21 protein-coding genes are annotated in these 25115 nt (G+C 33.2%); 12 read left to right on the forward strand and 9 right to left on the reverse strand.

Translation table 11 applies throughout. The features are described 5' to 3' along the window. Positions 1-83: 83 nt before the first annotated feature. The 3 genes from CLV33_RS00325 to CLV33_RS00335 all read right to left on the reverse strand — a co-directional run bounded on the left by CLV33_RS00325 (position 84) and on the right by CLV33_RS00335 (position 2686). Positions 84-671, reverse strand: a complete 588-nt coding sequence (locus CLV33_RS00325) for a YceI family protein (RefSeq protein WP_105472234.1) — start codon at positions 669-671, stop codon at positions 84-86. A 98-nt stretch (positions 672-769) separates the two neighbouring features. Beyond that, on the reverse strand, positions 770-2032 hold the full coding sequence (locus CLV33_RS00330; protein WP_105472235.1) for a hypothetical protein: 1263 nt from the start codon (positions 2030-2032) through the stop codon (positions 770-772). Between the two features lie 72 nt (positions 2033-2104). After that, the gene (locus tag CLV33_RS00335; protein ID WP_105472236.1) at positions 2105-2686 is read right to left on the reverse strand and encodes a YceI family protein; all 582 of its coding nucleotides are present in this window, start codon (positions 2684-2686) and stop codon (positions 2105-2107) included. 220 nt (positions 2687-2906) lie between these two features. Between CLV33_RS00335 and CLV33_RS00340 the strand changes: the two genes are divergently transcribed. After that, a complete protein-coding gene (locus tag CLV33_RS00340) occupies positions 2907-5654 on the forward strand; it encodes a T9SS type B sorting domain-containing protein (protein ID WP_105472237.1) in 2748 nt (915 codons plus the stop codon). Positions 5655-5762: 108 nt separating this feature from the next. Here CLV33_RS00340 and CLV33_RS00345 read toward each other — a convergent pair whose 3' ends face one another. The 3 genes from CLV33_RS00345 to trkA form a co-directional block, all read right to left on the reverse strand. Beyond that, positions 5763-6017 (reverse strand): hypothetical protein, encoded by a 255-nt coding sequence (locus CLV33_RS00345; RefSeq protein WP_105472238.1) that lies wholly within the window; start codon positions 6015-6017, stop codon positions 5763-5765. 141 nt (positions 6018-6158) lie between these two features. Further along, positions 6159-7652: a TrkH family potassium uptake protein gene (locus CLV33_RS00350; RefSeq protein ID WP_042244949.1), complete on the reverse strand. Its 1494-nt coding sequence runs from the start codon at positions 7650-7652 to the stop codon at positions 6159-6161. A 15-nt stretch (positions 7653-7667) separates the two neighbouring features. After that, on the reverse strand, positions 7668-9017 hold the full coding sequence (trkA, locus tag CLV33_RS00355; RefSeq protein WP_042244951.1) for a Trk system potassium transporter TrkA: 1350 nt from the start codon (positions 9015-9017) through the stop codon (positions 7668-7670). Between the two features lie 146 nt (positions 9018-9163). On the opposite strand from trkA, the gene ubiE reads away from it, so the two are divergent. Both ubiE and porT read left to right on the forward strand, forming a co-directional pair. After that, a complete protein-coding gene (gene ubiE / locus CLV33_RS00360) occupies positions 9164-9889 on the forward strand; it encodes a bifunctional demethylmenaquinone methyltransferase/2-methoxy-6-polyprenyl-1,4-benzoquinol methylase UbiE (RefSeq protein WP_042245038.1) in 726 nt (241 codons plus the stop codon). 2 nt (positions 9890-9891) lie between these two features. Next, the gene (gene porT, locus CLV33_RS00365) at positions 9892-10620 is read left to right on the forward strand and encodes a type IX secretion/gliding motility protein PorT/SprT (protein ID WP_105472239.1); all 729 of its coding nucleotides are present in this window, start codon (positions 9892-9894) and stop codon (positions 10618-10620) included. A gap of 74 nt (positions 10621-10694) precedes the next feature. Here porT and CLV33_RS00370 read toward each other — a convergent pair whose 3' ends face one another. Both CLV33_RS00370 and CLV33_RS00375 read right to left on the reverse strand, forming a co-directional pair. Beyond that, the gene (locus CLV33_RS00370) at positions 10695-11231 is read right to left on the reverse strand and encodes a hypothetical protein (protein ID WP_105472240.1); all 537 of its coding nucleotides are present in this window, start codon (positions 11229-11231) and stop codon (positions 10695-10697) included. 92 nt (positions 11232-11323) lie between these two features. Continuing rightward, positions 11324-12046, reverse strand: coding sequence for a TrmH family RNA methyltransferase (locus tag CLV33_RS00375; protein WP_105472241.1), 723 nt, complete (start codon positions 12044-12046; stop codon positions 11324-11326). Positions 12047-12215: 169 nt separating this feature from the next. Between CLV33_RS00375 and tamL the strand changes: the two genes are divergently transcribed. From tamL to accD, 3 genes are all read left to right on the forward strand, one after another. Beyond that, positions 12216-14732 (forward strand): translocation and assembly module lipoprotein TamL, encoded by a 2517-nt coding sequence (gene tamL / locus CLV33_RS00380; RefSeq protein WP_317045144.1) that lies wholly within the window; start codon positions 12216-12218, stop codon positions 14730-14732. A 123-nt stretch (positions 14733-14855) separates the two neighbouring features. Beyond that, positions 14856-15923, forward strand: coding sequence for a class II fructose-bisphosphate aldolase (gene fbaA / locus CLV33_RS00385; protein ID WP_042244964.1), 1068 nt, complete (start codon positions 14856-14858; stop codon positions 15921-15923). Between the two features lie 271 nt (positions 15924-16194). Then, positions 16195-17052 (forward strand): acetyl-CoA carboxylase, carboxyltransferase subunit beta, encoded by an 858-nt coding sequence (gene accD / locus CLV33_RS00390; protein WP_042244967.1) that lies wholly within the window; start codon positions 16195-16197, stop codon positions 17050-17052. A gap of 11 nt (positions 17053-17063) precedes the next feature. Here the strand turns inward: accD and CLV33_RS00395 are convergent, their stop codons facing one another. Continuing rightward, positions 17064-18224, reverse strand: a complete 1161-nt coding sequence (locus CLV33_RS00395) for a sensor histidine kinase (RefSeq protein WP_105472243.1) — start codon at positions 18222-18224, stop codon at positions 17064-17066. 182 nt (positions 18225-18406) lie between these two features. Between CLV33_RS00395 and rpsO the strand changes: the two genes are divergently transcribed. The 6 genes from rpsO to CLV33_RS00425 all read left to right on the forward strand — a co-directional run bounded on the left by rpsO (position 18407) and on the right by CLV33_RS00425 (position 25086). Next, complete coding sequence (gene rpsO / locus CLV33_RS00400) at positions 18407-18676, forward strand: 30S ribosomal protein S15 (protein WP_042244974.1); 270 nt, start codon at positions 18407-18409, stop codon at positions 18674-18676. Between the two features lie 279 nt (positions 18677-18955). Then, positions 18956-21223 (forward strand): polyribonucleotide nucleotidyltransferase, encoded by a 2268-nt coding sequence (locus tag CLV33_RS00405; RefSeq protein ID WP_042244978.1) that lies wholly within the window; start codon positions 18956-18958, stop codon positions 21221-21223. 212 nt (positions 21224-21435) lie between these two features. Next, a complete protein-coding gene (locus CLV33_RS00410; protein WP_105472244.1) occupies positions 21436-22818 on the forward strand; it encodes a glycosyltransferase in 1383 nt (460 codons plus the stop codon). Between the two features lie 178 nt (positions 22819-22996). Further along, complete coding sequence (locus CLV33_RS00415) at positions 22997-23371, forward strand: hypothetical protein (protein ID WP_105472245.1); 375 nt, start codon at positions 22997-22999, stop codon at positions 23369-23371. Between the two features lie 197 nt (positions 23372-23568). Further along, on the forward strand, positions 23569-24432 hold the full coding sequence (locus tag CLV33_RS00420) for a sigma-70 family RNA polymerase sigma factor (protein ID WP_019387909.1): 864 nt from the start codon (positions 23569-23571) through the stop codon (positions 24430-24432). A 243-nt stretch (positions 24433-24675) separates the two neighbouring features. Further along, a complete protein-coding gene (locus CLV33_RS00425) occupies positions 24676-25086 on the forward strand; it encodes a BLUF domain-containing protein (RefSeq protein ID WP_052415028.1) in 411 nt (136 codons plus the stop codon). The last annotated feature ends 29 nt before the right edge of the window (positions 25087-25115 follow it).

Below are 25115 nucleotides of genomic sequence, written 5' to 3' on the forward strand. Positions count from 1 at the left end.
AGCCGCTCTTTAAGCGGCTTTTTTATATAAACTATATAGTTTTGGGTTTAATTTAACTTCATGTTTTTTTGTATTGGGCAACATTAACTGCCAATCTCCTTCACTTTTAGGTTAAGGTCTATTTTTATCATTTCGTCAACTACTATAAGTCCTAATGCCTTTTTGGGAGGCTCTAAATTAAAGTCACTTATGTTTAAATTTAGAACACCTTTTATCATCATTCGCTCTTCGCCTTCTAATTTTAAAGGCACGTTATAAGAATTAACAACACCTGCAATTTTAATATCTATTTTAGCACTAATCCAGTTTTTGTGATAATTATCTATTTTAACTTCCTTTAGCTTAAGAACAACTTCAGGATAAACATCAGAATTTAACAGGTTGTAAAAATCTTTATTAATGCCTTTGTTACCGCAATCAAAACAAGAGTTTTTCAATACCAAACTAGTTTCTTCAAACACTAATTTACTGTTCTCTACTTTAAAGAAAACTGGTATTGGATTGTTTAAATTCTGAACATTAAATTTACAATCAAACTTATTTACATTAGTTTTTACTTTAATTACTAAGCTACTCTCAGGAGTTACAACTATAGCTGTTTCTGTTGCAAAATCTCCTTTGTAAAAACTTAGCATTAATAAAACCAAAAAAAATATTACCAGCTTTTTCATTCTACTTAGTTTATTATATAAAACAAGTCTCAGTATAAGTTATGAATTTAAAAGATTTTAAACAAACTTTTACCGAGACTTGATTAGCAGTTGGTTAATTAGAAGCTTATTACCGCTTCGGCCATTAAGCCGTTAAATTTACCATCGTTAAAAATACTTGTAGCGTTGTATCCATCATGTTTTTGAGATACATACTCTAATTTCATCAATATATTTTTAGTCATAAACCATCCAGCACCTAGTTGAAATCTAGAAATTTCGATATCGTCGCCACTAGCATCCTCGGCATCTACTTTGTTATAACGAGCACCTAAGAAAAAGTTTTCAGTTTGTCCAAATCTATAAATAAGCTCACCAGCAAATTGGTTAGCAGTTCTATCGTCAGTTTCCGCATTAGCTTTACCAGTTGCAGTTTCTATAGTTCCAAAAAACTCAAGACCTTTATATTTTACAAATGGGTTGAACATAATTGCAGTAATCTCATTATTTAATGCAGGATTGTAACGCCCAGATCTAAAATTGTTTTTTGTAGTAGCATTTTCATCTTCTAACACCAAGTAGTATCTAGATCCTGCTCTATCGGCACTATAAAGGTAAGATGTTCTAACAGCTCCTGTGTTGTAAATAGACCCTGTTAATCTGAATCTAAAATCATCGTTAAACTGTTTGTCGTATCCTAATTTCGCTAAAAATGATGCACCACCAGTATCAGGATTGTCTACAGCTTGGTTTAATTTACCATTTGTAAAACCTACCATACCAATAAATCCGTTTTTACGATAGTAAAGCTCTGCACCTACTTCAGTTGTAAAGGCATCCATAATTAGGTTTCCTATAAATGGGTTATAAATGGTTTGTGCGTTATCACTTCTTCTAAAATGCGCATCACCATAGTTGTTTTCCATGTGCCCTATTTTTATTGTCGCGTTTTTCATAAAACCGCTTAAAAAGCCTTCGCTTATAAAATCTAATTTATCAATCTGAAAATACCCTCCTTTAACATATGGTTCTGGGTGATGACGAGATGACAAATAAGTTCTTAAATGCATTCTTACACCATCGTATAGCGCAACATCTAAATCTAAATTGGCTGTAGCTAAATTGAAGTTACTCCCTATTTCCTTTAAAGCTACTGCTCCAGAATTTTCGTGGTCTATGGCTTGAAATTGTAATGTTGAAGAGCCACCAACACGTACTTTAACACCATTAAATGTTGATACTGTATCTTTTGGTGCTTCAAAAACATTTACACCTCTTTGATCTGGCTGCCTGAAATTATCAAGGTCTCTTGTTTGGGCATTTATCCCAAAACCAACTAACACTGTTAGTGCTAAAACTGTAATTTTAAATATTCTTGTCATGGTTACTTTAATTTTAATTATTTACTTGTTTACTTGTTTACTTGTTTACTTGTTTACTTGTTTACTTGTTTATTATGAATTAAAAATTGATTCAAATTTTATAATTACCTCATCTCCTGTGGTTATAGTTCCAAACAGGGCTTTTGGAGGTTCAATATTGTAATCGGTCATTTTTATTTTTTTCTCCCCAACTAATTTCACCTGATTATTGGCAATTTCTACCACAAACTCTATGTTAATGGCATTTGTTTTACCTGCAATGTTTAGGTTACCTGTGGCTTCTACCGCATAGGTATTCTCGCCTTTAGGTGTTATGGTATTTACTTTTAATAACGTAAAGCGTATGTTTTTGTAGTCGTCGGTTTTTAACGCCTTATAAGTATTCTTATCCATTCCATTTTTTCCGCTTTTTAAACTTTCGGCTATAACGGTAATGTTAAGTGCTTTTAGTGTACCTTGAGATACGTCCTCAAAAGTAATAGCGCCATCATAAGACTCAGTTTTTATATCCCAGTCGTGTATATTAGAAGTGCCATAAACCACCAATGAGGATTTTTGGTTGTTTAATTTAAACGCTTGTGCCAAAATATTCTGTAACGGTAACATTGTAATTACAAATAAGAATAATATTGTTAATTTTTGTGTTTTCATCATTATATAGTTGTTTTTTGTTTTTCAACGGTACAAAGTTCTATCAAACAATAATCTTAGAATATGACTTTTGTCATACAGCTATTAAATAAGAATTATATAATAAATTGTTTGGATTTAAATTACCTCTTTCACATCGAATTTTGATGTTAATACAACCATTAAATTAGTACCGTAAGCATTTATATGTTAAATTGTAAGCAAAAAATTGTCTCTTAATTTAATGTACCTAAACAGAACCATTACCGTAGTGGCTTTAATGCTATTTTCTACCCTCGCTTTTTCGCAAATGGAAACGAGCAACTGGTATTTTGGACAAAATTCTGGTTTAAATTTTAAAGACACCCAAGTTACCGTTTTAAATAATGGCGCTATGGCTACACCTGCTGGATGCGCAAGTATTTCAGATAGAAATGGTGAATTGCTTTTTTATACTAATGGACAAACCGTTTGGAATAAAAACCACGAAATAATGGAGAATGGCGAAGGTTTGGCTGCTGAAATAGAAAACATACAATCTACAATAATAGTTCCCGTTCCTGGAAACGATAATAGATATTATATTTTTTGCACAAAAACTAACCCATCCACTAATCCGTTGTTAAACTATGGTCTTTACTACGGTCAAGTGGAGTTTCCCCCCCAGAAGCCCCTTGGAGAAGTAACTACAAGAATATCAAGGATATCAAATGCTAGCACAGGGCGTATTACCGCTATTCACCATATTGAAAGCGAATCTATAAAAGTAATTGCTTTTGGTAGAATAGACAGCAATACAGATAGCCCTCTCGATACGTTTTACGTTTTTAATGTTGACAATAATGGATTAGATAGATTCCCAATAGCAACCATTACTATTCCAGAAAGCGATGCTAAAATTCTATCAGACAAGGGTGCCATGAAAATTTCTCCTGATGGAAAAAAAATCGCACTAGCCGATGCAGGAAGCGATAATATTTATGTCTTTAATTTTAATGCAAATACCAATGACATAAACTACGATTTTGGGATTAAAGCAGGCCTACTTTTCGATCCTCTGTATTCCCATAGTGTGGAGTTTTCCCAGGATTCTCAAATACTATATTTTACAGGAAATAATTTTGGCAATACTAGTTTCTTGTATAAATTCTTGATTTATGACCCCAACCCTTTGAAGGAAAAAATATTTATAGATGCCTCTTCTAGTTTTAGTTATGGCGATTTACAACTGGCTTCAAATGGAAAAATTTACATAGCGATTTATGAAAACACACCTTGGGATTTAACTAACTTCGGAACATATTTTCCTCCAAAGCCAGTGGGTTTTATAAGTGTGATAAATGATCCTGAAGATATTAATAACGATGGAGATTCTGAGCTTTCTCGAACAGCTATTAGCCTCAAAGCAACAGCATCTCTAAAAGGTTTACCTAATTTTGTAGCTTCTTTTCTAAGAAACAGAATTATTACCGAAAATAAGTGTGTTGATGAATTTTTTGATTTCACTACAGATTCTTACATGCCAATAGATTCCATTTTTTGGGATTTTGAAGACGGCGATACTTCTACAGCATTAGCACCAACACATCAATTTACTACCAGCGGAACTTTTGTTGTTAACGCCACTATTACCTACAAAAACATTCCTTATTTAATTCAAAAAAGAGTTGAAGTTTATCCCAAACCACTATTAAACCCTAACGAACTTATTAGCCAATGCGATACAGATTTTGATGGCACTTCACTTTTTAACTTAAAAAATATTGGCGACAGGGTACTTAATAAAAATAGGGATTATGAATATTATTTTTATAATACATATAGTGATGCCCTTAATGACACCAACATAATTACAAATGCAGAAAATTATGTAAACTCTTCTAGTTTGGAAGAACTTTTTGTTAAAATTGTTACTCCAAAAGGATGTTATACCATTAGTAACTTCTTTATAGAAACAGCTAACAGTAGTTTACAGTTTGTTGATGACTTATATACCTGTGAAGGTTCTGATAATGTAATTAACAATAATATAGGACGTTTTGATTTAAATACAAAAGCATCTGAAATTACAACGCAGCTAAACCTGCCAGCAACTTCCAATATAACCTTTCATACTTCGTTCGAAGAAGCTCAAACAAAACTTAATACACTCTCTAATTTCTACAATACAAGTACTACAAAACTATGGTTTAGAATTGAAACACCAGATAACAATTGTGGAGGCATTGGGTCTTTTAATGCGGTTGTTAATGAAGCTATAGAATTTGATATTGAGGAAATTTACACTATTTGTTATGCAAATTTAAATGGAGCTATTGTTTTAGATGGTAATATAGAAAATGATGCATGGATTTGGGAAGATAATTCTGGAACCGTAATTTCTGAAAATAGTACCGTTACTATAAGCGAACCTGGTATTTACAAATTAACAGCTTATAAAGCAGAAAACAACTTGGTTTGTTCTAGAACAGAACAGTTTCAAATACGTTTGCCCAATTTCGTAACTTTTAGAGATGTAAAAACAGAAAACAACCAAATATTTGTAGAAGTTGCGGGCTTTAGTAATTATGAATATTCTATTAATGGCACCGATTATTATTCTAATGGCAATAATACCTATACGTTCTTTAACGTTAAAGCAGGTTTATATACGTTAACCGTTAGAGATGTAAATAACTGCGAGGCTCCTATTGAACAGAAAGTAGCTTTTATTGGCTATCCTAGATATTTTACGCCTAATAATGATGGTATTAACGATGTTTGGAAAATTGAGGGTATCTCTGAAGATTTTTATAATTCTGCCGAAATTTACATTTACGACAGGTATGGTAGAACGTTACATTTTATGAATTTAACAACAAACCTACAAGGTTGGGATGGTAGTTTTAATGGTCAAAGATTAGCTTCTAACGATTACTGGTATAGTGTTACGTTAATAGATAAAAACAATAATAGCTTTACCAAAACTGGTCATTTTGCTCTTAAATACTAGATTTAACCATCCCCTTTTTCCAAGTTAAAATAGTGTTATCACCCAACATAAGTTATAAGCAAATAATTTTAGCTAAGCAATAATTGCTATACAAATCAGTCTTTAATATTAATTAAAAATTGAAATGATAATTACTACAAATAAAACTACCTTTAAAGCAACCTCTGCTCCGGTGGTCAACTGATATCTAGAATTTTTAATATGCCTTCTTATTCCGAAAATAGTTTTTGAAGTGGTTTCCTTAAAACTTTCAGAAACAACGACTTTGTATTGAGAATTAAGAAATCCTGAATGTTGAGATATAAAATCTTCTTTAGACATTGATTCCGATTTTAAATTTAAAGTTGGTACTACTAATTCCATGATTGATAATTTTTAATTGTTATACTATATCGACGTATAATCTTAAAAATTGTTACATTATCACAGTTTTACAAACTAAAAAAACAAGAAAGAAACAAAGGTGTTTTTTAGATTTAAAAGGCTATTGGAAAGAAAAAAACATTATCTATTACGCCAAAAGAAAGGCGTAAATAACACCAAAACCGTAAACAGCTCTAAACGCCCAATCAACATTAAAAACGAGGCCCACCATTGCGCCAAAGGCGGTAGTGCTGCATAATTGTTTACAGGCCCGAAATCGCCTAAAGCTGGCCCTACGTTTCCTAAACTAGAGGCAGACAAACCAATGGCAGATGCAAAATCTAACTCAAACATGGAAAACACCAGTGCGCCTATAATAAAAGAGAGCATATAAAGAATAAAGAAACCTAGTATATTGAAAACAATATCTCCAGAAATGGCCTTCATATTATAGCGTACAGGTAAAATGGCACTAGGGTGTAAAGCGCGTTTAAATTCCAAAAATCCGTTTTTAATAAGCAGTAAATGGCGCACTACCTTAACGCCACCAGAGGTACTTCCTGCAGATCCGCCTAAAAACATTAAACCAAAAAAGAAAACTACTAAAAAGGGTGTCCATAACGTATAATCAGCAGTTACAAAACCCGTGGTAGTTACAATTGCAAGCACTTGAAATAAGGCATGCCTAAAGGCACTTTCACCTTCTCCCCAAACCATCGGATGATCTATGGATGATACAGAAACATCTGCCCTAAAATAAATTAAAACTGCCGCAATTATTGTAAAAATAGCTACAAACCTAAAGTATAATTTAAACTCTTCGTCATGCAATACTTTTTGTACTTTCCCTTTAAAAGCAAAGTAACTCAGTACAAAATTTGTTCCTGCTAAAAACATAAACAGTATTATGATGTATTGAATTATTGGTTGCCCATTCCAATGGGCTACACTAGCATTTTTTGTAGAAAAACCTCCAGTTGATACTGTACACAACGCATGATTTATAGCATCAAAAAACGACATACCAGCCACATTAAGCAAAAGTGTTTCGGCTGCTGTATACCCAAAGTAAATTAACCATAAACGTTTTGCTGTATCGGTAATTCTTGGGTGTAATTTATCGGCACTAGGTCCTGGTGCTTCAGCGGCAAACATCTGCATACCACCAATTCCTAATAGTGGTAAAATGGCAATGGCTAAAACGATAATACCCATACCTCCTATCCAGTGCGTTAAACTTCGCCAAAACAAAATCCCTTTTGGCATTGCTTCAATATCATTTAAAATAGATGCGCCTGTTGTAGTGTAACCAGACATGGTTTCGAAAAAAGCATTTGTAAAATTGGGAATGCTTCCTGTAACTACATAAGGCAAAGATCCTGTTAGCGCCATAATAATCCAGCCAAAAGCTACAACAATATAGCCTTCGCGCTTATTCATTTCCTTGTTGTGCTTCCTAGTGAAAAGCATTGCTAAACTACCCAAGGCTAGTGTTATAATTGCAGCTATAGATAAATTATTTGTTACACCATCGTTGTAAAGAAAACTTACCAAAGTTGAAAGCAGCATAAAACCGCCGTTAAAAAGAATAAGTAACCCTAAAAAATGAAAGATAATTTTATAGTTCAGCTTCATGTAAGTAGACAAATTTTAGAGAAACAGCTTCTCAACTCCTTTTATAGACCGTAGTAAACTACACACTACTACTTTATCGCCTTTTTGTATTTTAAAGTCTCCTAGTGCAATATAGCCAACATTACCTCTAATAACACCGCCTATAATTGCAGAACGTGGGAAATCTACATTCTTAATTAACTTATTGCATATGGCAGATGATGATTTTACTTCAAACTCCAGTAATTCGGCATTCATGTTGCTTAACTTTGTCATGGCTACCACCTCACCCTTTCTTATGTACCTAAAAATACTATTTGCCGCTAAAAGTTTTTTGTTGATTAAAGTATCTATACCTATAGAATGAGATAGCTCAAAATAATCCATATTCTCAACTAGGGCTACAGATTTCTTTACACCTTTAGATTTTGCTACTAGGCAAGACATAATATTAGTTTCAGAGTTGTCTCCAACAGCAATAAAGGCATCCATATCTCCTATATTTTCTTCATCTAAAACATCAACTTTTCTACCATCGCTACGTATTACTAATACATTGGGTAATTGGTCTGCAATATCAAAAGCGCGTTCTTTATCGCCTTCTAATAGTTTAATATTAAACCCTTTTTCACTTAAATCGCGTGCCGCTTTAAAACCAATTTCGGTACCTCCAAGAATCATAACACTTTTAATTTCTGTGTTTGCTTTTCCTGTAAGTCTACATAACTCTTCTGCTCCACCTTCAGAGGTTATAAAAACAACATTATCACCTTCTTTAAAAATAGTATCTCCTCTGGGAATTAGTGTGTACTGGGTACCTTGTCGCTGTATAGCAATAGGAATAAAATGAATTTCGGGAAATATTTTAGCAGCATCCTTTACATTTTTACCAACAAAAGATGCTTTTTTAGATAAGGTTAATCCTGCCATGGTTAGTGCACCATCTTCAAACTCGTAGGTATCGCTAAACGACGATTGCCTTAACGATAATTCTATTTCAGAGGCCGCCAAGGCTTCGGGAGAAATTAATTCGTCTATTCCAAATCTAGTAAAACCTAATTCTTCCTTATTGGTTATAAATTCAGTATTAGATATTCTAGCAATAGTACGTTTTGCACCTAGTTGTTTGGCTAACACACAAACTGTAATATTTGTAGTTTCTGATGCGGTTACGGCTATTAACAAATCGCAAAGGTTTACTTTGGATTCTCGTAAAATAGCAATAGACGTGGCATCACCGCGAATCACCTTTATATCTAAATGAGTATCAGCATAAGCTAAACTCTCTTTATCTGTATCTATCAAAGTGATTTCCTGAGACTCGTAAGACAATAATTTTGCCAAATGAAATCCAACTTCACCAGCTCCAGCAATTATTATTTTCATTTTATATATATCATAAAAAGTGGTACAAAGATACTATAAAATACATACTATAAAATGAAATCTTAGGAATATGGTTACTATACAGTTAGGTTATACTTCTTAGGTAGAAATAATATAAATATGTAAGTTTGCCAAAAAAAAGCGATTTGTCTAAAATTAAACCTTATAAAGATAGTGACCTGAGCAAAAAAGAACAGGTAACAAAAATGTTTGATACCATTTCTGGTGATTATGACGGCTTAAACCGTGTAATCTCCTTTGGAATTGATATTAAATGGCGAAAAAAAGTTGTCAATCTCGTTGCAACCCAACAGCCAAAGATGGTCTTAGATATTGCTACGGGTACCGGAGATTTGGCTATTGCTTTAGCAGATACCAATGCCGAAAAAATAGTTGGTTTAGATATAAGCAGTGGCATGCTAGAAATTGGAAAACAAAAGATTAATAAAAAAGGATTATCTACTAAAATAGATATGGTTTTAGCAGATTCTGAAAACATGCCTTTTGAAGATAACACGTTTGATGCCATAACCGTAGCCTTTGGTGTTAGAAATTTTGAGAACCTAAAAAACGGATTAACAGAAATACTTCGCGTACTTAAACCGGGTGGTATTTTTGTTATTTTAGAAACCTCTGTACCTACAAAAACGCCATTTAAACAAGGGTATAACTTTTACTCTAAACATGTTTTACCTTTAATTGGACGTATATTTTCTAAAGACCGTAGTGCCTATCAATATTTAAGTGAGTCGGCTTCGGTTTTTCCTTATGGAGAGGCGCTAAACAATATTTTACGTGAAATTGGGTTTATTAATGTTGAAGATTTTCCTCAAACCCTTGGGGTGGCCACTATTTATAAATCGTCTAAGTAACTATGAAGCATCTTTTAATTAGTTTTGTTTTTTTATGCAGCTTACAAACAGTACAAGCGCAATTATTTAAAAAAGAAAAAATTACTTATGATGCTAATCAAGGCCGCGGTACCACAGATTTTAAATTTCTACGCTGGGGTTATTTTTTAGGGATTAACAATTACGATTTTAATTTTGATTATAATGAAGACTTGCGCGATATTTATGTTGATACCAGTCCTGGATTTAGCGTAGGCCTTATAGGAAATATGAGAATTAATAGTTTTCTAGATTTAAGATTAGAACCAGGGCTTTTTATAACCACAAGAGAATTATTTTACAGCGAAGCGTATTTTCAAGGTGTAGACTTTAAAGAATCTGATTTGTCTCGCGAAGTAAAATCAACTTATATTCATATCCCACTATTGCTAAAAGTTTCTACAAAACGCATCAACAATTTTAAACCATTTATTGTCGGCGGTTTTTCTACAGCTATAAATTTATCGAGTAACGAAAACAACCCTGACGATAATAGCAAAGGACAGTTTAGAACAAAAACCAGTCCTTTATTTTACGAACTAGGTTTTGGAATAGATTTTTATTTGTACAATTTTAAGTTTACGCCATCTATTCGCGGATTATTTGGAATGGGAGACGAACTAGTTAGAGATAACGACCCAAACAGCCCGTGGACTAGCAACATAACCAAACTACAAACTAGAGGCGTATTTATTAATTTTACGTTTCAGTAACAATAATTACCGCCTAGGTATTGCAGTAAATTCATTAAGTTATAAAAACTATACGGTAAAAAAACTACGCCAAATTACTGCTTAACAATTATAAAATTTAATGCGGTTTCAGAGGTTGCACCAGTTTGGTTTAACCAAATACTGTAAGTTCCAGCAGGTAATGCACCTGTAAATCCTTGAGCACCATTTAAAGTCCCCATGTTTGGTAAAATATTATTACCTCTATTTGGCACACCATACACTAATCCTCCCAATAAATCGCTTGCATTTGTAGTTGCTGCATCGGTTGGAAATGTGCTACCATTTACAATACCAATAAAACCTGCATCGTCTGAAGATTCATAATCATCAACAACTATTTGAGACAATTCGTATCCATCAGGAACAGTAAACGTAAAATAATCTACATCATTTGAAGATTGACTAGCTGTTATTGTATTTTGCCCACCTACAAATACCAGAACATCTGGTGCAGTATTTAAATTAGACAAATCTCCGCTTAGGTTTTCATTATAATCAAAGCTTTGTATTGGTGGTTCTGTAGTATCATCATCATTACTACATGCAATTATAAAGCTTAAGCCTAAGGCTAATAAAGCTATCTTTTTCATTATTAACTTCACAGGTTATATATTTAAGATGTTAGCACAGTACAACAAACGATAAATACCGATAAAAATTGCAAAAAACATATCTAACACCTTTACACATTTCTTTTAAACTCACTTAATAAAACAGCTGTTGCGGTTGCTACGTTTAAGCTTTCGGTTGCTTGTAAATCGCCAAACCTTGGAATTGCTACACGTGCTGTAACCCTTTCTGCAATGGTTTTAGAAATACCATTTGCCTCATTGCCCATTACCAAAATACCCTTTTTAGGAAGCACTGTTTTATAAACGTTTTCACCGTTCATAAAAGCACCAAAAACAGGCAATTGGGATTGCTCTAAAAATAAATCTAGATCTACATAGTTAATATTTACCCTAGATATCGACCCCATTGTTGCTTGCAAAACTTTTGGGTTATAACAATCTACCGTTTGCTTGCTGCATACCAAATCTTTAACCCCAAACCAATCGCATAACCTTATTATAGTACCTAAATTTCCTGGATCCCGTACATCGTCTAATGCTAAAATTAAATTTTCAAAACCTATCGGTTTAGGTTTAGGAATTTTAAAAACTGCTAATGCCGTGTTTGGCGTTTTTAAAAAACTAATACGTTTTAAATCAGAGTCTGAAATTAAATTTTCAGTTTTGGCATCAATATTGAAGCTTTCGGTCGTATATAATTGATAGAGTTCAAAATGAGATTGTAGCAGTTCGTTTATGGTTTTAATACCTTCTACCACAAAACAACCGTCTTTAAATCTAAATTTTTTTTGACCCAATCGGTTTATAAATTTTATTTGATTTTTTGAAAGCATGTTATTAAAATTGATATGCAAACTTAAAGAAAAAGCTAAACTCTTTTTACTTAAGTATTACTAGGTTATTTTAATTTGAAATAATGTATTTTTGGTGCAATAGAAGCAAGATAACCAATTGTACTTTAACTGGGTTTCAACACAAATCTATAACGATTTTTTATTGTAAGTGTATTTGAGAAAACGTTTTATCGGGATATTATTTTTTGTAGTGCTTTTGGGCTGTTTTACATCTTGTAATTCGGTAAAAAGAGTAGCCGATAACGAGCACCTTTTAACCAATAATACCATAATTATAGATGGTGAAAAGGAAAACTCTGAGACATTAAACAACCTACTTTACCAAAAACCAAATAGTAAAATACCGTTACGTCTTCACATCTACAATTTAGCACGCCCTAATATAGATTCTATTCTTGCCGTTAAACTGGCAGACTCCAGCAAACAAGGTATTAAACGCTTTTTATCTAAAAAGCAGTTTTATAAAATGCAAGAATCTAAATTACACTTTAACCAATGGTTAAAAAATACTGGTGAGGCTCCTGTTATTGTTAATGAAGATAAAACTAAAAAATCGGTAAAGCGCCTACAGGACTATTACATCAATAATGGTTGGTTTAATGTTGCAGGAACGTACAATATTAAAAAAAACGAGAATAAGCGTGCAGAAGTTACTTATAATATTGAAAGAGGACCAGCCTTTATTATAGACTCCATTTCAGAAAACATAGCATCTCCTGCCGTAGAAACGCTCTATCCTAGATTTAAAAAAGGGGCATTAATAAAAAAAGGAGAACAGTACAAAACCATAAACTTTGAGTTGGAGCGCGAACGAATTTCTGGTTTACTTCGCAATCATGGGCTTTTTCACTTTAAACAAGATTATATAACAGTTGAAATTGACACTATTGGGACTAATAATAACGTTAATGTTAATTTCAATATTCAAAATAGAGCAATAAGAACACCCGATTCTATAGTGCGTAAACCATTTAAGATTTTTAAAATAAAAGACATTAATGTATACACAGACCATTCTTTTGCTAACGAAGGAAAAGCTGTAAAGGATTCTGTTGTATATGATAAGTACAAGCTATATAGTTATGGGAATATGCGTTTTAAACCAAAAGCAATAACCGATGCCATTTTTATTACGCCTAACGCCCTATTTAAAGATATAGATAGAACATACACATACCGACATTTAAACGAATTAAGAACATTTAAATATCCTGATATTGAATACGTAGAAGAAAACGACACCACATTAACAGCTAATATTTATTTAACACCCTTAAAAAAGTTTAGTCTTGGATTTAGTACAGAGGCTTCCACCAGCAACATTCAAGCTATTGGTTTTGCCCTAAACCCCAGCTTATTAATTAGAAATATTTTTAAAGGTGCAGAAACTTTCGAAATCTCTGGAACAGCAGCCATAGGATCTTCTAGTGAAGGCAACAGGCAAGATAACGATCCGTTTTTTGATATTAATGAGCTAGCACTAGATTTAAGGCTTACAATACCCAGATTATTTTCGCCCTTTAATACAGAAAAAATCATTCCCAAATACATGTTTCCTACTACCAGAATTACCTTGTCTGGTTCTGGCCAAACAAATATTGGCTTAGACAAACAGGCCTTAAGTGGTATTTTTAGTTACAACTGGAGACCAAACACAAAGGTTACCAACAGCCTAGATTTATTTAACATACAATATGTTAGAAACCTTAATATTGATAATTATTTTGATATTTATTCAACTTCTTACAACAGACTTAATAACATCGCACAATCTATAAACTACAATAATGGGGAGAATTTAGAAATACCTAACGAAACCGATACGTTTATTAGTGATGTTTTAAACAACAATACCAGTTTAACTGTAAACGATGAGGACTACAGAAGTGTTTCTGCTATAAACGAACGCAAAGACAGATTAACTGAAGACAACTTAATTTTATCCACAAGTTTTAGTTTTATAAAAGACAACCGAAGAAACCTATTAGATGAAAACTTTTCTATTTTTAGATTTAAAATAGAATCTGCAGGAACACTTTTGGCTAACGCTTCAAGATTATTTGGTCTTAAAAAAGATAGCGATGATAGATACGAACTTTTTGATGTAGCATTTTCACAATACATAAAAACAGAACTAGATTATGTAAAACGTTGGGATTTAGGAAAACAGAATATTTTTGCCATACGTAGCTTTTTTGGTATTGCTATTCCTTATGGAAACTCTACCAACATACCGTTTGCAAAGAGTTTCTTTGCAGGTGGTGCTAACGATAATAGAGCTTGGACCGCCTACGCCCTTGGCCCTGGAAGTTCTGAAACTACCGATGAGTTTAATGAAGCCAACCTAAAAATAGCACTAAGTGCTGAACAACGCTTTAATTTATTTGGCGATTTAAACGGTGCTTTATTTATTGACGCTGGAAATATTTGGAATGTTCTTGATGATGTAGAAGATAATCGCGCCACATTCTCGGGCTTAAAATCATTAGAAGATATAGCCATAGGTTCTGGGTTTGGTTTACGATACGATTTTAGCTTTTTCTTATTTCGTTTCGATATTGGTTTTAAAACCTACGATCCATCCTACCAAGACGCAAATCGTTGGTTTAACGACTATAATTTTAAAAATGCGGTGTATAACATTGGTATAAACTATCCGTTCTAAGTAACAAGCCCACTACAACGTTTTAGCCTTTAAATAGTATTTTCATTATAAATCATTGATATAGAAACTATAAAAATGATTATTTTTGGACAATTAAATTTATAAACAAATAAAATAAAAACAATGGCACATAATATAAAACCAGGAGTGGCGACAGGAGATGAAGTACAAGCTATTTTTAATCATGCAAAAGCTAACGGATATGCACTTCCTGCGGTTAACGTAATAGGGTCAGACACTATAAATGGTGTTTTAGAAACAGCAAGAGACTTAAATTCGCCTGTAATCATTCAGTTTTCTAACGGTGGTGCACAGTTTAATGCTGGAAAAGGATTAAGTAACGAAGGACAAAAAGCAGCTATAGCCGGCGCTGTTGCTGGCGCAAAACATGTACACACTTTAGCAGAAGCATATGGTGTTACCGTAATTTTACACACAGACCACTGTGCAAAAAAATTATTACCTTGGATTGATGGCTTACTAGACGCTAGTGAAGTACACTACAAAGAAACTGGTAAATCTTTATTTAGTTCGCATATGATAGATTTATCTGAAGAACCAATTGAAGAGAATATCGAAATCTGTAAAACATATTTAGAAAGAATGTCTAAAATGGACATGACTTTAGAAATAGAATTAGGTATTACAGGTGGTGAAGAAGATGGTGTTGACAATACTGATGTAGACGATTCTAAATTATACACACAACCAGAAGAAGTTGCTTATGCCTACGAAGAATTAAGCAAAGTAAGCCATAGATTTACAATTGCTGCGGCTTTTGGTAACGTTCATGGGGTTTACAAACCAGGAAACGTAAAACTAACACCAAAAATCTTAAAAAATTCTCAAGAGTTTATCACCAAAAAATATGGTGTTGAAGAAAACCACATAGATTTTGTATTTCATGGTGGTTCTGGTTCTACAGTAGAAGAAATTCGCGAAGGTATTAGCTATGGTGTAATAAAAATGAACATCGATACAGATTTACAATATGCTTTTATGAGTGGTATTAGAGATTATATGAATGATAAATCGGAATATTTAAAAGCTCAAATTGGAAATCCTGATGGTGACGATGTACCTAACAAAAAGTATTACGACCCAAGAGTTTGGTTACGCGAAGGTGAAAAAACATTTGTAGCAAGACTTAAGAAAGCATTTGAAGATTTAAACAATGTAAATACCTTATAAAATAAGGAAAATTTCTATAAATCTATATAACAAAAAGGTTTAGCGTAAAGCTAAACCTTTTTTTGTATAATTTTGTAATACAGCGTTTTAAACAAAAAAACAAAACAAAACTATAACACCATCCCTAAAAAAATAAAAAAAGGATTAGTTTTGTGCTTAAGTTTGTAATTGTAAGTTATAAAACTAAAATTTGCAGACTTTTTAAATTTCTAACGCTTGATATAAAGATACATTAATCTAAAAAATCGTTAGTCTAAAAATAGTTAATCATATGTCTTGGTTTAAAAGAAAAGATAAAGGAATACAAACAAAAACTGAAGAGAAGAAAGATACCCCAAAAGGACTTTGGTATAAATCTCCAACAGGAAAAATTGTAGATACTAAAGAGTTAGAACAAAACTTTTATGTTAGTCCAGAAGATGGTTACCATGTTAGAATTGGCAGTAACGAGTACTTCGAAATTCTGTTTGATGATAATAAATATAAAGAGCTAGATGCCAAATTAGAGTCTAAAGACCCTTTAAAGTTCGAGGATACTAAAAAATATCCAGACCGCTTAAAAGCAGCACAAGCTAAAACAAACCTTAAGGATGCCGTACGTACAGCCGTTGGTAAATCTAAAGGCAAAGATTTAGTAGTAGCCTGTATGGACTTCGCGTTTATTGGTGGCTCTATGGGTAGTGTTGTAGGTGAAAAAATTGCACGTGCAGCCGATTATTCATTAAAACATAACATTCCGTTAATGGTAATCTCTAAATCTGGAGGTGCTAGAATGATGGAAGCCGCTTTATCTTTAATGCAGTTAGCCAAAACATCGGTTAAATTAGCACAATTAGCAGAAGCAAAAATACCATACATCTCTTTATGTACAGATCCAACTACAGGAGGAACTACTGCTTCTTTTGCCATGTTGGGCGATATCAATATTAGCGAACCAGGAGCTTTAATTGGTTTTGCAGGCCCACGTATAGTAAGAGACACCACAGGAAAAGAATTACCAGAAGGTTTTCAAACCTCAGAATTCTTATTGGAACATGGTTTCTTAGATTTTATTACACTAAGAAAAGACTTAAAAAATAAGGTAAACCAGTATATTGACTTAATACTAAATCAGCCATTAAGATCATAAATACTACTGGTTTATAAAGTAGTTTTCGAAACAGGGTCATCTACTAAGGTTACCCTGTTTTTTTTTGCAGCTTTAAAAAAGATAGAGAACTCGCTGCCTACGCCAACTTCGCTAACTACCTCTACCTTCCCACCCATAGATTCTATTTGGTTTTTTGTAATAAAAAGCCCTAAACCAATAGAGTCTCTATTTGTATGAAACGTTTTATACAGTTGAAACAATTTATCACCATATTTAACTAAATCTATACCCATGCCGTTATCGGCTATTTTAAAAACCACAAAATCATTGTCTAAAGTAGCAGTTAATTCTATTTGCGGATCTCTATCGTCAGACCTATATTTTATGGCATTTGTTAAAAAATTAAGTATAATACTGTCTAAATATGCAGGAATTGCTTTTACATAAATGCCATCATCAATATCATTAATTATTGTTGTATTTGTATTTCTTGCAACAGCAGTAACATTATAAGTAGCTTTTTCAACATACTCATATAGGTTTAAGGTTACCAATTGTTTGGCGTCTACAGGTTTAATTTTTGCAACTTCGGTAAGATGGGATACTGTTTCCTCTAAAGTTTCAATAGCTTTAGAAAGTAACACGAAGTTTTCATTTTCTTTTAACCAAGTAAATTCTTCTTCCAAAAAACCCTTTATTGTAGATAAATTTCCAGAATGCGACCGTAAGTTATGGGTAATAATATCTGCAAAGGAAGACAATCTATCATTTTGCTCCCTTACCACTCTTAGCATTAATTTAAGTTTATCTTGATTTAATTTGCGGCTAGTAATATCAGAAAATTGCCATATCATTTGGGTTGGCTTACCACTAATGGCCGATATGAGAGAAACCGATATTAAAAACCAAATAATAGAACCATCTTTATGAAAATACCGCTGCATTACACGATACCTATCTATCTTACCCTGCATTAAGCGTTCGTATTTAGTGGCATGCACGCCCAAATCATCCCTGAAAATGATGTTTTCTATCTTCATATTATATAGCTCATGTTTGGTATATCCTAACATTTCGCACATGCTATTGTTTACCTTAATCCAATCGCCATCTAATGTTAAAATAGCAATACCATTGTAAGTATTATTGAATATTTTTTCAAGGGAATCGTAAGAATCTGGAAAACTATCTTTAGGAAAGAATGATTTCATAAATGGGGGTGCTTAAAATTATATTTTTTTAGCGCCAATATAGCTACTTTAGGGAGGGCAACTTTTTAAAAATCAATGTAAAAGTTACATAAAAAAACAATTAAATACAAAAAAGATACTATATTTGCCGCTTGAAAGAAAGACTTTCATAGTACATAACAATCATTTACAACAATATTAGCATGTATTTAACAAAAGAAGCAAAAGAAGAAATTTTCTCTAAGTACGGTAAAGGAAAAAACGATACTGGTACAGCAGAAGCACAAATTGCGTTATTTACGCACAGAATTAACCATTTAACCCAACACTTAAAGAACAATCAAAAAGATTATAATACAGAGCGTTCTTTGGTAAAACTGGTAGGTAAACGTCGTGCTTTATTAGATTACTTAACTAAAAAAGATATTTTAAGATATCGTGCCATAGTTAAAGAACTAGGATTAAGAAAATAAAAAAACAAAAGAGGCTTGCATAGGTAAGCCTCTTTTTTTTAATTTGTATAAAGTTTAAGGGTATTATACAATATAACATATAAAGTAGCCCAAAAACACAACTCTAGCGTAGGAGTTTAAACCGCGTATTAGAAGAAGCAAAATCCTGAAACGATTTCAGGGCTATCGGTTTTTCATTGGTCGAGACTTTACAGTCACACACAACAACTACACACAACACAACGACCATTGTTTAATATGATTTGGGTATACTTTTGCCTAAATTAGAAGAAAAAATTTATGATTCCACAAACATTTAAAGAGGTTATAGACCTTGGTGACGGTAGAGAAATTTCTATTGAAACCGGAAAATTAGCAAAACAGGCGCATGGCTCTGTTGTTGTAAAATCTGGAAAATGTATGCTTTTGTGTACAGTTGTTTCTAATTACCATGCTGCAGATGTCGATTTTTTACCTTTAACGGTAGATTATAGGGAAAAATTTGCAGCAGCGGGAAGATACCCTGGCGGTTTCTTTAAAAGAGAGGCGAGACCGAGTGATGGTGAGGTATTAACTATGCGTTTAGTAGACCGTGTTTTGCGTCCGTTATTCCCAAAAGATTACCATGCTGAAACTCAGGTAATGATTCAATTAATGTCTCATGACGATAACGTTATGCCCGATGCTATGGCTGGTTTAGCTGCCTCTGCAGCCATTCAGCTATCCGACATTCCTTTTGAAACACCAATCTCAGAAGTTCGTGTTGGGCGTCTTAACGGCGAGTTTATCATTAACCCTACACAGGCACAATTATTAGAATGCGATATCGACATGATGGTTGGTGCTTCCGCAGACTCTGTAATGATGGTTGAAGGTGAAATGGATGAGATTTCTGAAGAAGAAATGGCCGATGCTATTAAATTTGCTCACGATGCCATTAAAGAGCAATGTGCTGCACAGGTAAAGTTAGCTGAAGCTTTTGGAAAAAAAGAAGTACGCGAGTATGAGCCTGAAGCTGAAGATGAAGATTTAGCAAAAAAAATACACGATATGGTTTACGATAAAACGTATGCCATCGCAAAAGCTGGTTCTGCAAAACACGAAAGAGGCGAAGCGTTTAGTAAAATAAAAGAAGAGGTATTTGAATCTTTTTCTGAAGAAGAGCAAGAGGAATTAGGTAAACTAATTCATAAGTACGTAGCAAAAGCGCAAAAATCGGCCATTAGAAACTTAACCCTAGATGAAGGTTTACGTTTAGATGGTAGGAAAACAAACGAAATTAGACCAATTTGGTGTGAGATTGATTACTTACCATCTACACACGGATCATCTATTTTTACACGTGGAGAAACACAAGCATTGGCTACGGTTACCTTAGGAACTTCTCGTGAAGCCAACCAAATAGATATGCCATCTTTTGAAGGTGAAGAACGCTTTTATTTACATTATAACTTCCCTCCTTTTTCAACTGGAGAAGCAAGACCTATACGTGGTACATCGCGTCGTGAGATAGGACATGGTAATTTAGCGCAACGTGCCTTAAAAGGTATGGTGCCAGAAGATTGCCCTTACACAGTAAGAGTTGTATCTGAGATTTTAGAATCTAACGGTTCTTCATCAATGGCTACAGTTTGTGCTGGTACTATGGCGATGATGGATGCCGGTGTACAACTTAAAAAACCTGTTTCCGGTATTGCAATGGGATTAATTACCGATGTTGAATCTGGAAAATATGCTGTATTGTCTGATATTTTAGGTGATGAAGATCACTTAGGAGATATGGACTTTAAAGTTACCGGTACTGCCGATGGTATTACAGCTTGCCAAATGGATATTAAGGTAAAAGGATTATCATATGAAATTCTAGTAAATGCTTTAAAACAAGCTCGTGAAGGTCGTTTACATATTTTAGATAAAATTACCGAAACTATAGCAACACCAAATCCAGAAGTTAAAGATCATGCACCTACAATGGTTACAAGACGTATACCTAATGAGTTTATTGGTGCGTTAATTGGTCCTGGTGGTAAAGTAATTCAAGAATTACAAAAAGAAACCGAAACCACTATCGTTATCAATGAAGATCCTGTTACAGAAGAAGGTATAGTTGAAGTTTTAGGCGTTGGCAGCAAAGGTATAGATGCTGTAATGGCAAAAATAGATGCCTTAATGTTTAAACCAGAAGTTGGTAGCGTTTACGAAGTAAAAGTAATTAAAATGCTAGATTTTGGTGCTGTGGTTGAATATACAGAAGCACCAGGAAACGAAGTATTATTACACGTAAGCGAACTAGCTTGGGAACGTACTGAGAATGTAAGTGATGTAGTTAATATGGGCGATGTTTTTGATGTGAAGTATTTTGGGATAGACCCAAGAACACGCAAGGAAAAAGTATCTCGTAAGGCTATTTTACCAAAACCAGAAGGTTTTAAAGAAAGACCGCCAAGAGATAACAACAGAGGTGGTGGACGTGATAATCGCGGTAGAGACAATCGTGGACGTGATAATCGCAACCGCGATAACCGTAGAGATGATAGAAAACCTAGAGAAGACAAAAACGAGGATTAATTCTCTTTTTTTAAACTCATGTAAACAACCCTAAATGGAACTATCCATTTAGGGTTTCTTTTTACGATAATATTTCAGAAAAAAATTAAGTCTTAAATAAATATTAAAAAACATCTAAATAAAATTTTGCCACGTACATCTACCTAACAGCAAACAATTAAAACACTAAAAGATTTATGGCAACCAGAAATAGTTTCAGTAAAATTAAATTAATGATAAAGAAACTTAAAAGCACCTTAAATGCTTTTTTATACACTAAAGAAACTGGTGAAATCTCTCAAAATAGCATTACCTCCATAAGTACATTTTTAATAATAGGTATTGGCATTTACTTTTTTTCTGTATTTCATAACGATTTTGAACAGTTTAATGCTAAACGCTTAAGCACCACACTTGGTTTAACTTTTGCAATTATGGCGCTAAGTGTAATGGTTTACAAAGCATTACTTTTTATATATATGCTTTACAACTTTTTTAAATATAAACCAATAGCCTCTGTAACCGATGAGGAATTACCAACATGTACGGTTATTGTACCTGCATACAACGAAGGCAAACAAGTATGGGACACACTAATGAGCTTAGAAAAAAGTAATTATCCAAAAAACAAATTACAATTATTAGCCATAGACGATGGCAGTTTAGATGATACATGGAACTGGATACTGGATGCAAAACATAAATTAGGCGATAGATTAGAGGTTTTTAAACAGCCAGAAAACAAAGGTAAACGCCATGCGCTATACCGTGGTTTTAATATTGGCACAGGAGAAATATTTGTTACCGTAGATAGCGATTCTATAGTAAATAGCGACACCATTAGGCATTTGGTAAGTCCGTTTGTAAAGCATAAAAACTGTGGTGCTGTTGCTGGAAACATTCGTGTTTTAAATAAGAAAGCAATACTTCCAAAAATGCTAGACGTTAGTTTTGTATTAAGCTTTGAATTTGTTCGATCGGCAGAAAGTAATTTAAATTCTGTACTTTGTACACCAGGGGCTTTAGCAGCGTATCGTAGTACGGCAGTACATAAATGCTTGCCAGAGTGGATTAACCAAAAATTTATGGGGCAACCCTCGGATATTGGTGAAGACAGAGCTATGACTAATATGATTTTAAAACAAGGAAAACATGTGTTGTTCCAAAAAAATGCTGTAGCCTATACTAATGTTCCCGAAGAATATCCAGGGCTGTATAAAATGTTTATTAGATGGGGACGCAGTAATGTTCGCGAAAATCTAGAAATGGCTAAATATGTATTTACAAATTTTAGAAAAGGATCTAAGTTTGGTACACGCCTTTTGTTTATCAGTCAATTTTCTAAAATAATCATGAGTTTTCCATTATTGGTTTTTATGCTGTTTTTTGTTTTAGTACACCCACTACTATTTTTAGGTTCAACATTGGTTACTATTTTAGTTTTTTCAACATTCTCTGTACTGTTCTTTGCGCATCGTTATAAATCATTAGAAGCATTTTGGGCTTATTCGTATAGTATTCTATACACGTTTGGTCTATTTTGGATTACACCGTATGCCATAGCAACAGCAAGTAGAAGAGGTTGGTTAACAAGAGGCTTACCAGAGAAAAAATAGACACATTATAAGTGCCATATAAATTTAAATTAGGAGCTAACTCCTTAAAGTGAACAAAGTTGTATAAGACCTTTTTGTAACCTTTTTTATTCCATAAAAACGTTAAACCTTGTTAAAAACTTGATTTTCTCATATTAACCTGTATATTAAGAGTTTAATCTTTTAAATACATGGTGATATGATTTACAGCGACAAAGAAAAGTACTCAAGCATTTTAGAAAATTCTATTGATTATTTGGAAAACCGTGGCTTTGAAAACCTTAAAGCTGATATTGATGGTTACGAAACACCTAAATCTTACACAAAAAAAGGAAGTGATATTGCCGTAACCCCCGATATTGTTGCCACTAAAGAGGGTAGGAAATATTTCTTCGATATTAGTTTAAAGTCAGAAAAACCAAAACTTTTAAAATCTAAATGGCTTTTTTTAAATGCGCTTAGCAACCTAAAATCACACAGATTTAAATTAATTACTACTAGAGGCCATATACAGTTTTCTAAAGACATGCTAGAGGATATTAACTTGAGTGATAAAAAACTAATTCGTATATAATTTTTAGTAGTTTATCTAATTCAGTGTAACATCAAACCCCAGAAAACAATTGATTTTGTGACTTTTACATAATTTTAGTGTCTTATTTTTAAAAGTACCTTAAAATATTTTAAGCCTTTTTGTAACAAAAAGTGATGTTTATACGTATAACTATTGAGTGCCCTATAAATTCACAATTAAATTACAGAAAACATTAGATGAGACAACTTAAAATTACGAAGCAGGTTACTAACAGAGAAACCGCTTCGTTAGATAAATATCTACAGGAAATTGGTAAGGTAGATTTAATTACAGCCGATGAAGAAGTTGAGTTAGCACAACGTATTAAAGCTGGCGACCAAATAGCTTTAGAAAAGTTAACAAAAGCTAACTTGCGTTTTGTTGTATCTGTAGCAAAACAATACCAAAACCAAGGATTAACATTACCAGATTTAATTAACGAAGGTAACTTAGGCTTAATTAAAGCTGCGCAACGTTTTGATGAAACACGTGGTTTTAAATTTATATCTTATGCTGTTTGGTGGATTCGTCAATCGATATTACAAGCTCTAGCTGAACAGTCTCGTATTGTACGTTTACCTCTAAATAAAATTGGTTCTATTAACAAGATTAATAAAACATTTGCTTTTTTAGAGCAAAGTCATGAGCGCCCGCCTTCTGCCGAAGAAATCGCAAAAGAGTTGGATATGACCATTAACGATGTTAAAGAGTCTATGAAAAACTCTGGTCGCCATGTAAGTATGGATGCACCTTTGGTTGAAGGAGAAGATTCCAACCTATACGACGTTTTAAACTCAGGTGAATCGCCAAATCCTGACAAGGAATTATTGCACGAATCTTTACGCACAGAAATAGAACGTGCCTTAGAAACCTTAACACCTCGTGAAGCTGATGTTATTCGCTTATACTTTGGTTTAGGAAACCAGCACCCAATGACTTTAGAAGAAATTGGTGAAACGTTCGACTTAACCCGTGAGCGTGTAAGACAAATAAAAGAAAAAGCTATTCGTAGATTAAAACATACATCTAGAAGTAAAATATTAAAAACATATTTAGGTTAGTAACGCTAAGGTGTTACGACTAAATTAAGGCAACAACAGTTACACATAACTGTTCGTTTTTTGATTGATGAAAGAACCCGCGGCTGATTACCGCGGGTTTATTTTCGGCATTATCTAGATAATTTCCTCTAAAACAAATACTTGAAAAAAAGAGTTTTATATTTGTAACAAAAAAGCTAAATTTTCTCAGCCAGTAGATTATTTTTCCATTTACTTTTTAAACCAAAAACCCTCGTAGCTAAAATGCTAAAAACCATATGTTACATAAGCGACTCAAGATCGAATGAATCTATTGAGAGTATTAAAAAAATCTATAAAAAAGCAAAGGAGAACAACCTAATAAATAATATTACAGGTATTTTAATATTTCATAATGGTAATTTTTTACAAGTACTTGAAGGATTAGAAGAAAATGTAGACAAAACCTTCGACAAAATAAGATTTGACACAAGACATAGAAATATTATAAAAGTTATTAATATAAATGTAGAAGAACGCATTTTTGAAGATTATAACTTTGGTTTTACAGTAGTAAAAAGCAGCAGTGAGTTTGAAGAACTTAACGAGTACTTAAACTGGCTAAAAAATGCAGATCATCAAGTAGCCAACAAATTAATAACCATGGTGGAAAACTTTATTAAAACCGTTGGGTAACACCTGCATTAAAATCTTATTTTTACGCA

The organism is Jejuia pallidilutea (assembly GCF_002973595.1).
Taxonomy (GTDB): domain Bacteria; phylum Bacteroidota; class Bacteroidia; order Flavobacteriales; family Flavobacteriaceae; genus Jejuia; species Jejuia pallidilutea.

Excerpts from the sequence above, each read along its gene's own strand:
- CLV33_RS00325 (WP_105472234.1), bottom strand. The coding sequence starts at position 671 with ATGAAAAAGCTGGTAATATTTTTTTTGGTTTTATTAATGCTAAGTTTT.
- CLV33_RS00330 (WP_105472235.1), bottom strand. The coding sequence starts at position 2,032 with ATGACAAGAATATTTAAAATTACAGTTTTAGCACTAACAGTGTTAGTT.
- CLV33_RS00335 (WP_105472236.1), bottom strand. The coding sequence starts at position 2,686 with ATGATGAAAACACAAAAATTAACAATATTATTCTTATTTGTAATTACA.
- CLV33_RS00340 (WP_105472237.1), top strand. The coding sequence starts at position 2,907 with ATGTACCTAAACAGAACCATTACCGTAGTGGCTTTAATGCTATTTTCT.
- CLV33_RS00345 (WP_105472238.1), bottom strand. The coding sequence starts at position 6,017 with ATGGAATTAGTAGTACCAACTTTAAATTTAAAATCGGAATCAATGTCT.
- CLV33_RS00350 (WP_042244949.1), bottom strand. The coding sequence starts at position 7,652 with ATGAAGCTGAACTATAAAATTATCTTTCATTTTTTAGGGTTACTTATT.
- trkA (WP_042244951.1), bottom strand. The coding sequence starts at position 9,017 with ATGAAAATAATAATTGCTGGAGCTGGTGAAGTTGGATTTCATTTGGCA.
- porT (WP_105472239.1), top strand. The coding sequence starts at position 9,892 with ATGAAGCATCTTTTAATTAGTTTTGTTTTTTTATGCAGCTTACAAACA.
- CLV33_RS00370 (WP_105472240.1), bottom strand. The coding sequence starts at position 11,231 with ATGAAAAAGATAGCTTTATTAGCCTTAGGCTTAAGCTTTATAATTGCA.
- CLV33_RS00375 (WP_105472241.1), bottom strand. The coding sequence starts at position 12,046 with ATGCTTTCAAAAAATCAAATAAAATTTATAAACCGATTGGGTCAAAAA.
- fbaA (WP_042244964.1), top strand. The coding sequence starts at position 14,856 with ATGGCACATAATATAAAACCAGGAGTGGCGACAGGAGATGAAGTACAA.
- accD (WP_042244967.1), top strand. The coding sequence starts at position 16,195 with ATGTCTTGGTTTAAAAGAAAAGATAAAGGAATACAAACAAAAACTGAA.
- CLV33_RS00395 (WP_105472243.1), bottom strand. The coding sequence starts at position 18,224 with ATGAAATCATTCTTTCCTAAAGATAGTTTTCCAGATTCTTACGATTCC.
- rpsO (WP_042244974.1), top strand. The coding sequence starts at position 18,407 with ATGTATTTAACAAAAGAAGCAAAAGAAGAAATTTTCTCTAAGTACGGT.
- CLV33_RS00405 (WP_042244978.1), top strand. The coding sequence starts at position 18,956 with ATGATTCCACAAACATTTAAAGAGGTTATAGACCTTGGTGACGGTAGA.
- CLV33_RS00410 (WP_105472244.1), top strand. The coding sequence starts at position 21,436 with ATGATAAAGAAACTTAAAAGCACCTTAAATGCTTTTTTATACACTAAA.
- CLV33_RS00415 (WP_105472245.1), top strand. The coding sequence starts at position 22,997 with ATGATTTACAGCGACAAAGAAAAGTACTCAAGCATTTTAGAAAATTCT.
- CLV33_RS00420 (WP_019387909.1), top strand. The coding sequence starts at position 23,569 with ATGAGACAACTTAAAATTACGAAGCAGGTTACTAACAGAGAAACCGCT.
- CLV33_RS00425 (WP_052415028.1), top strand. The coding sequence starts at position 24,676 with ATGCTAAAAACCATATGTTACATAAGCGACTCAAGATCGAATGAATCT.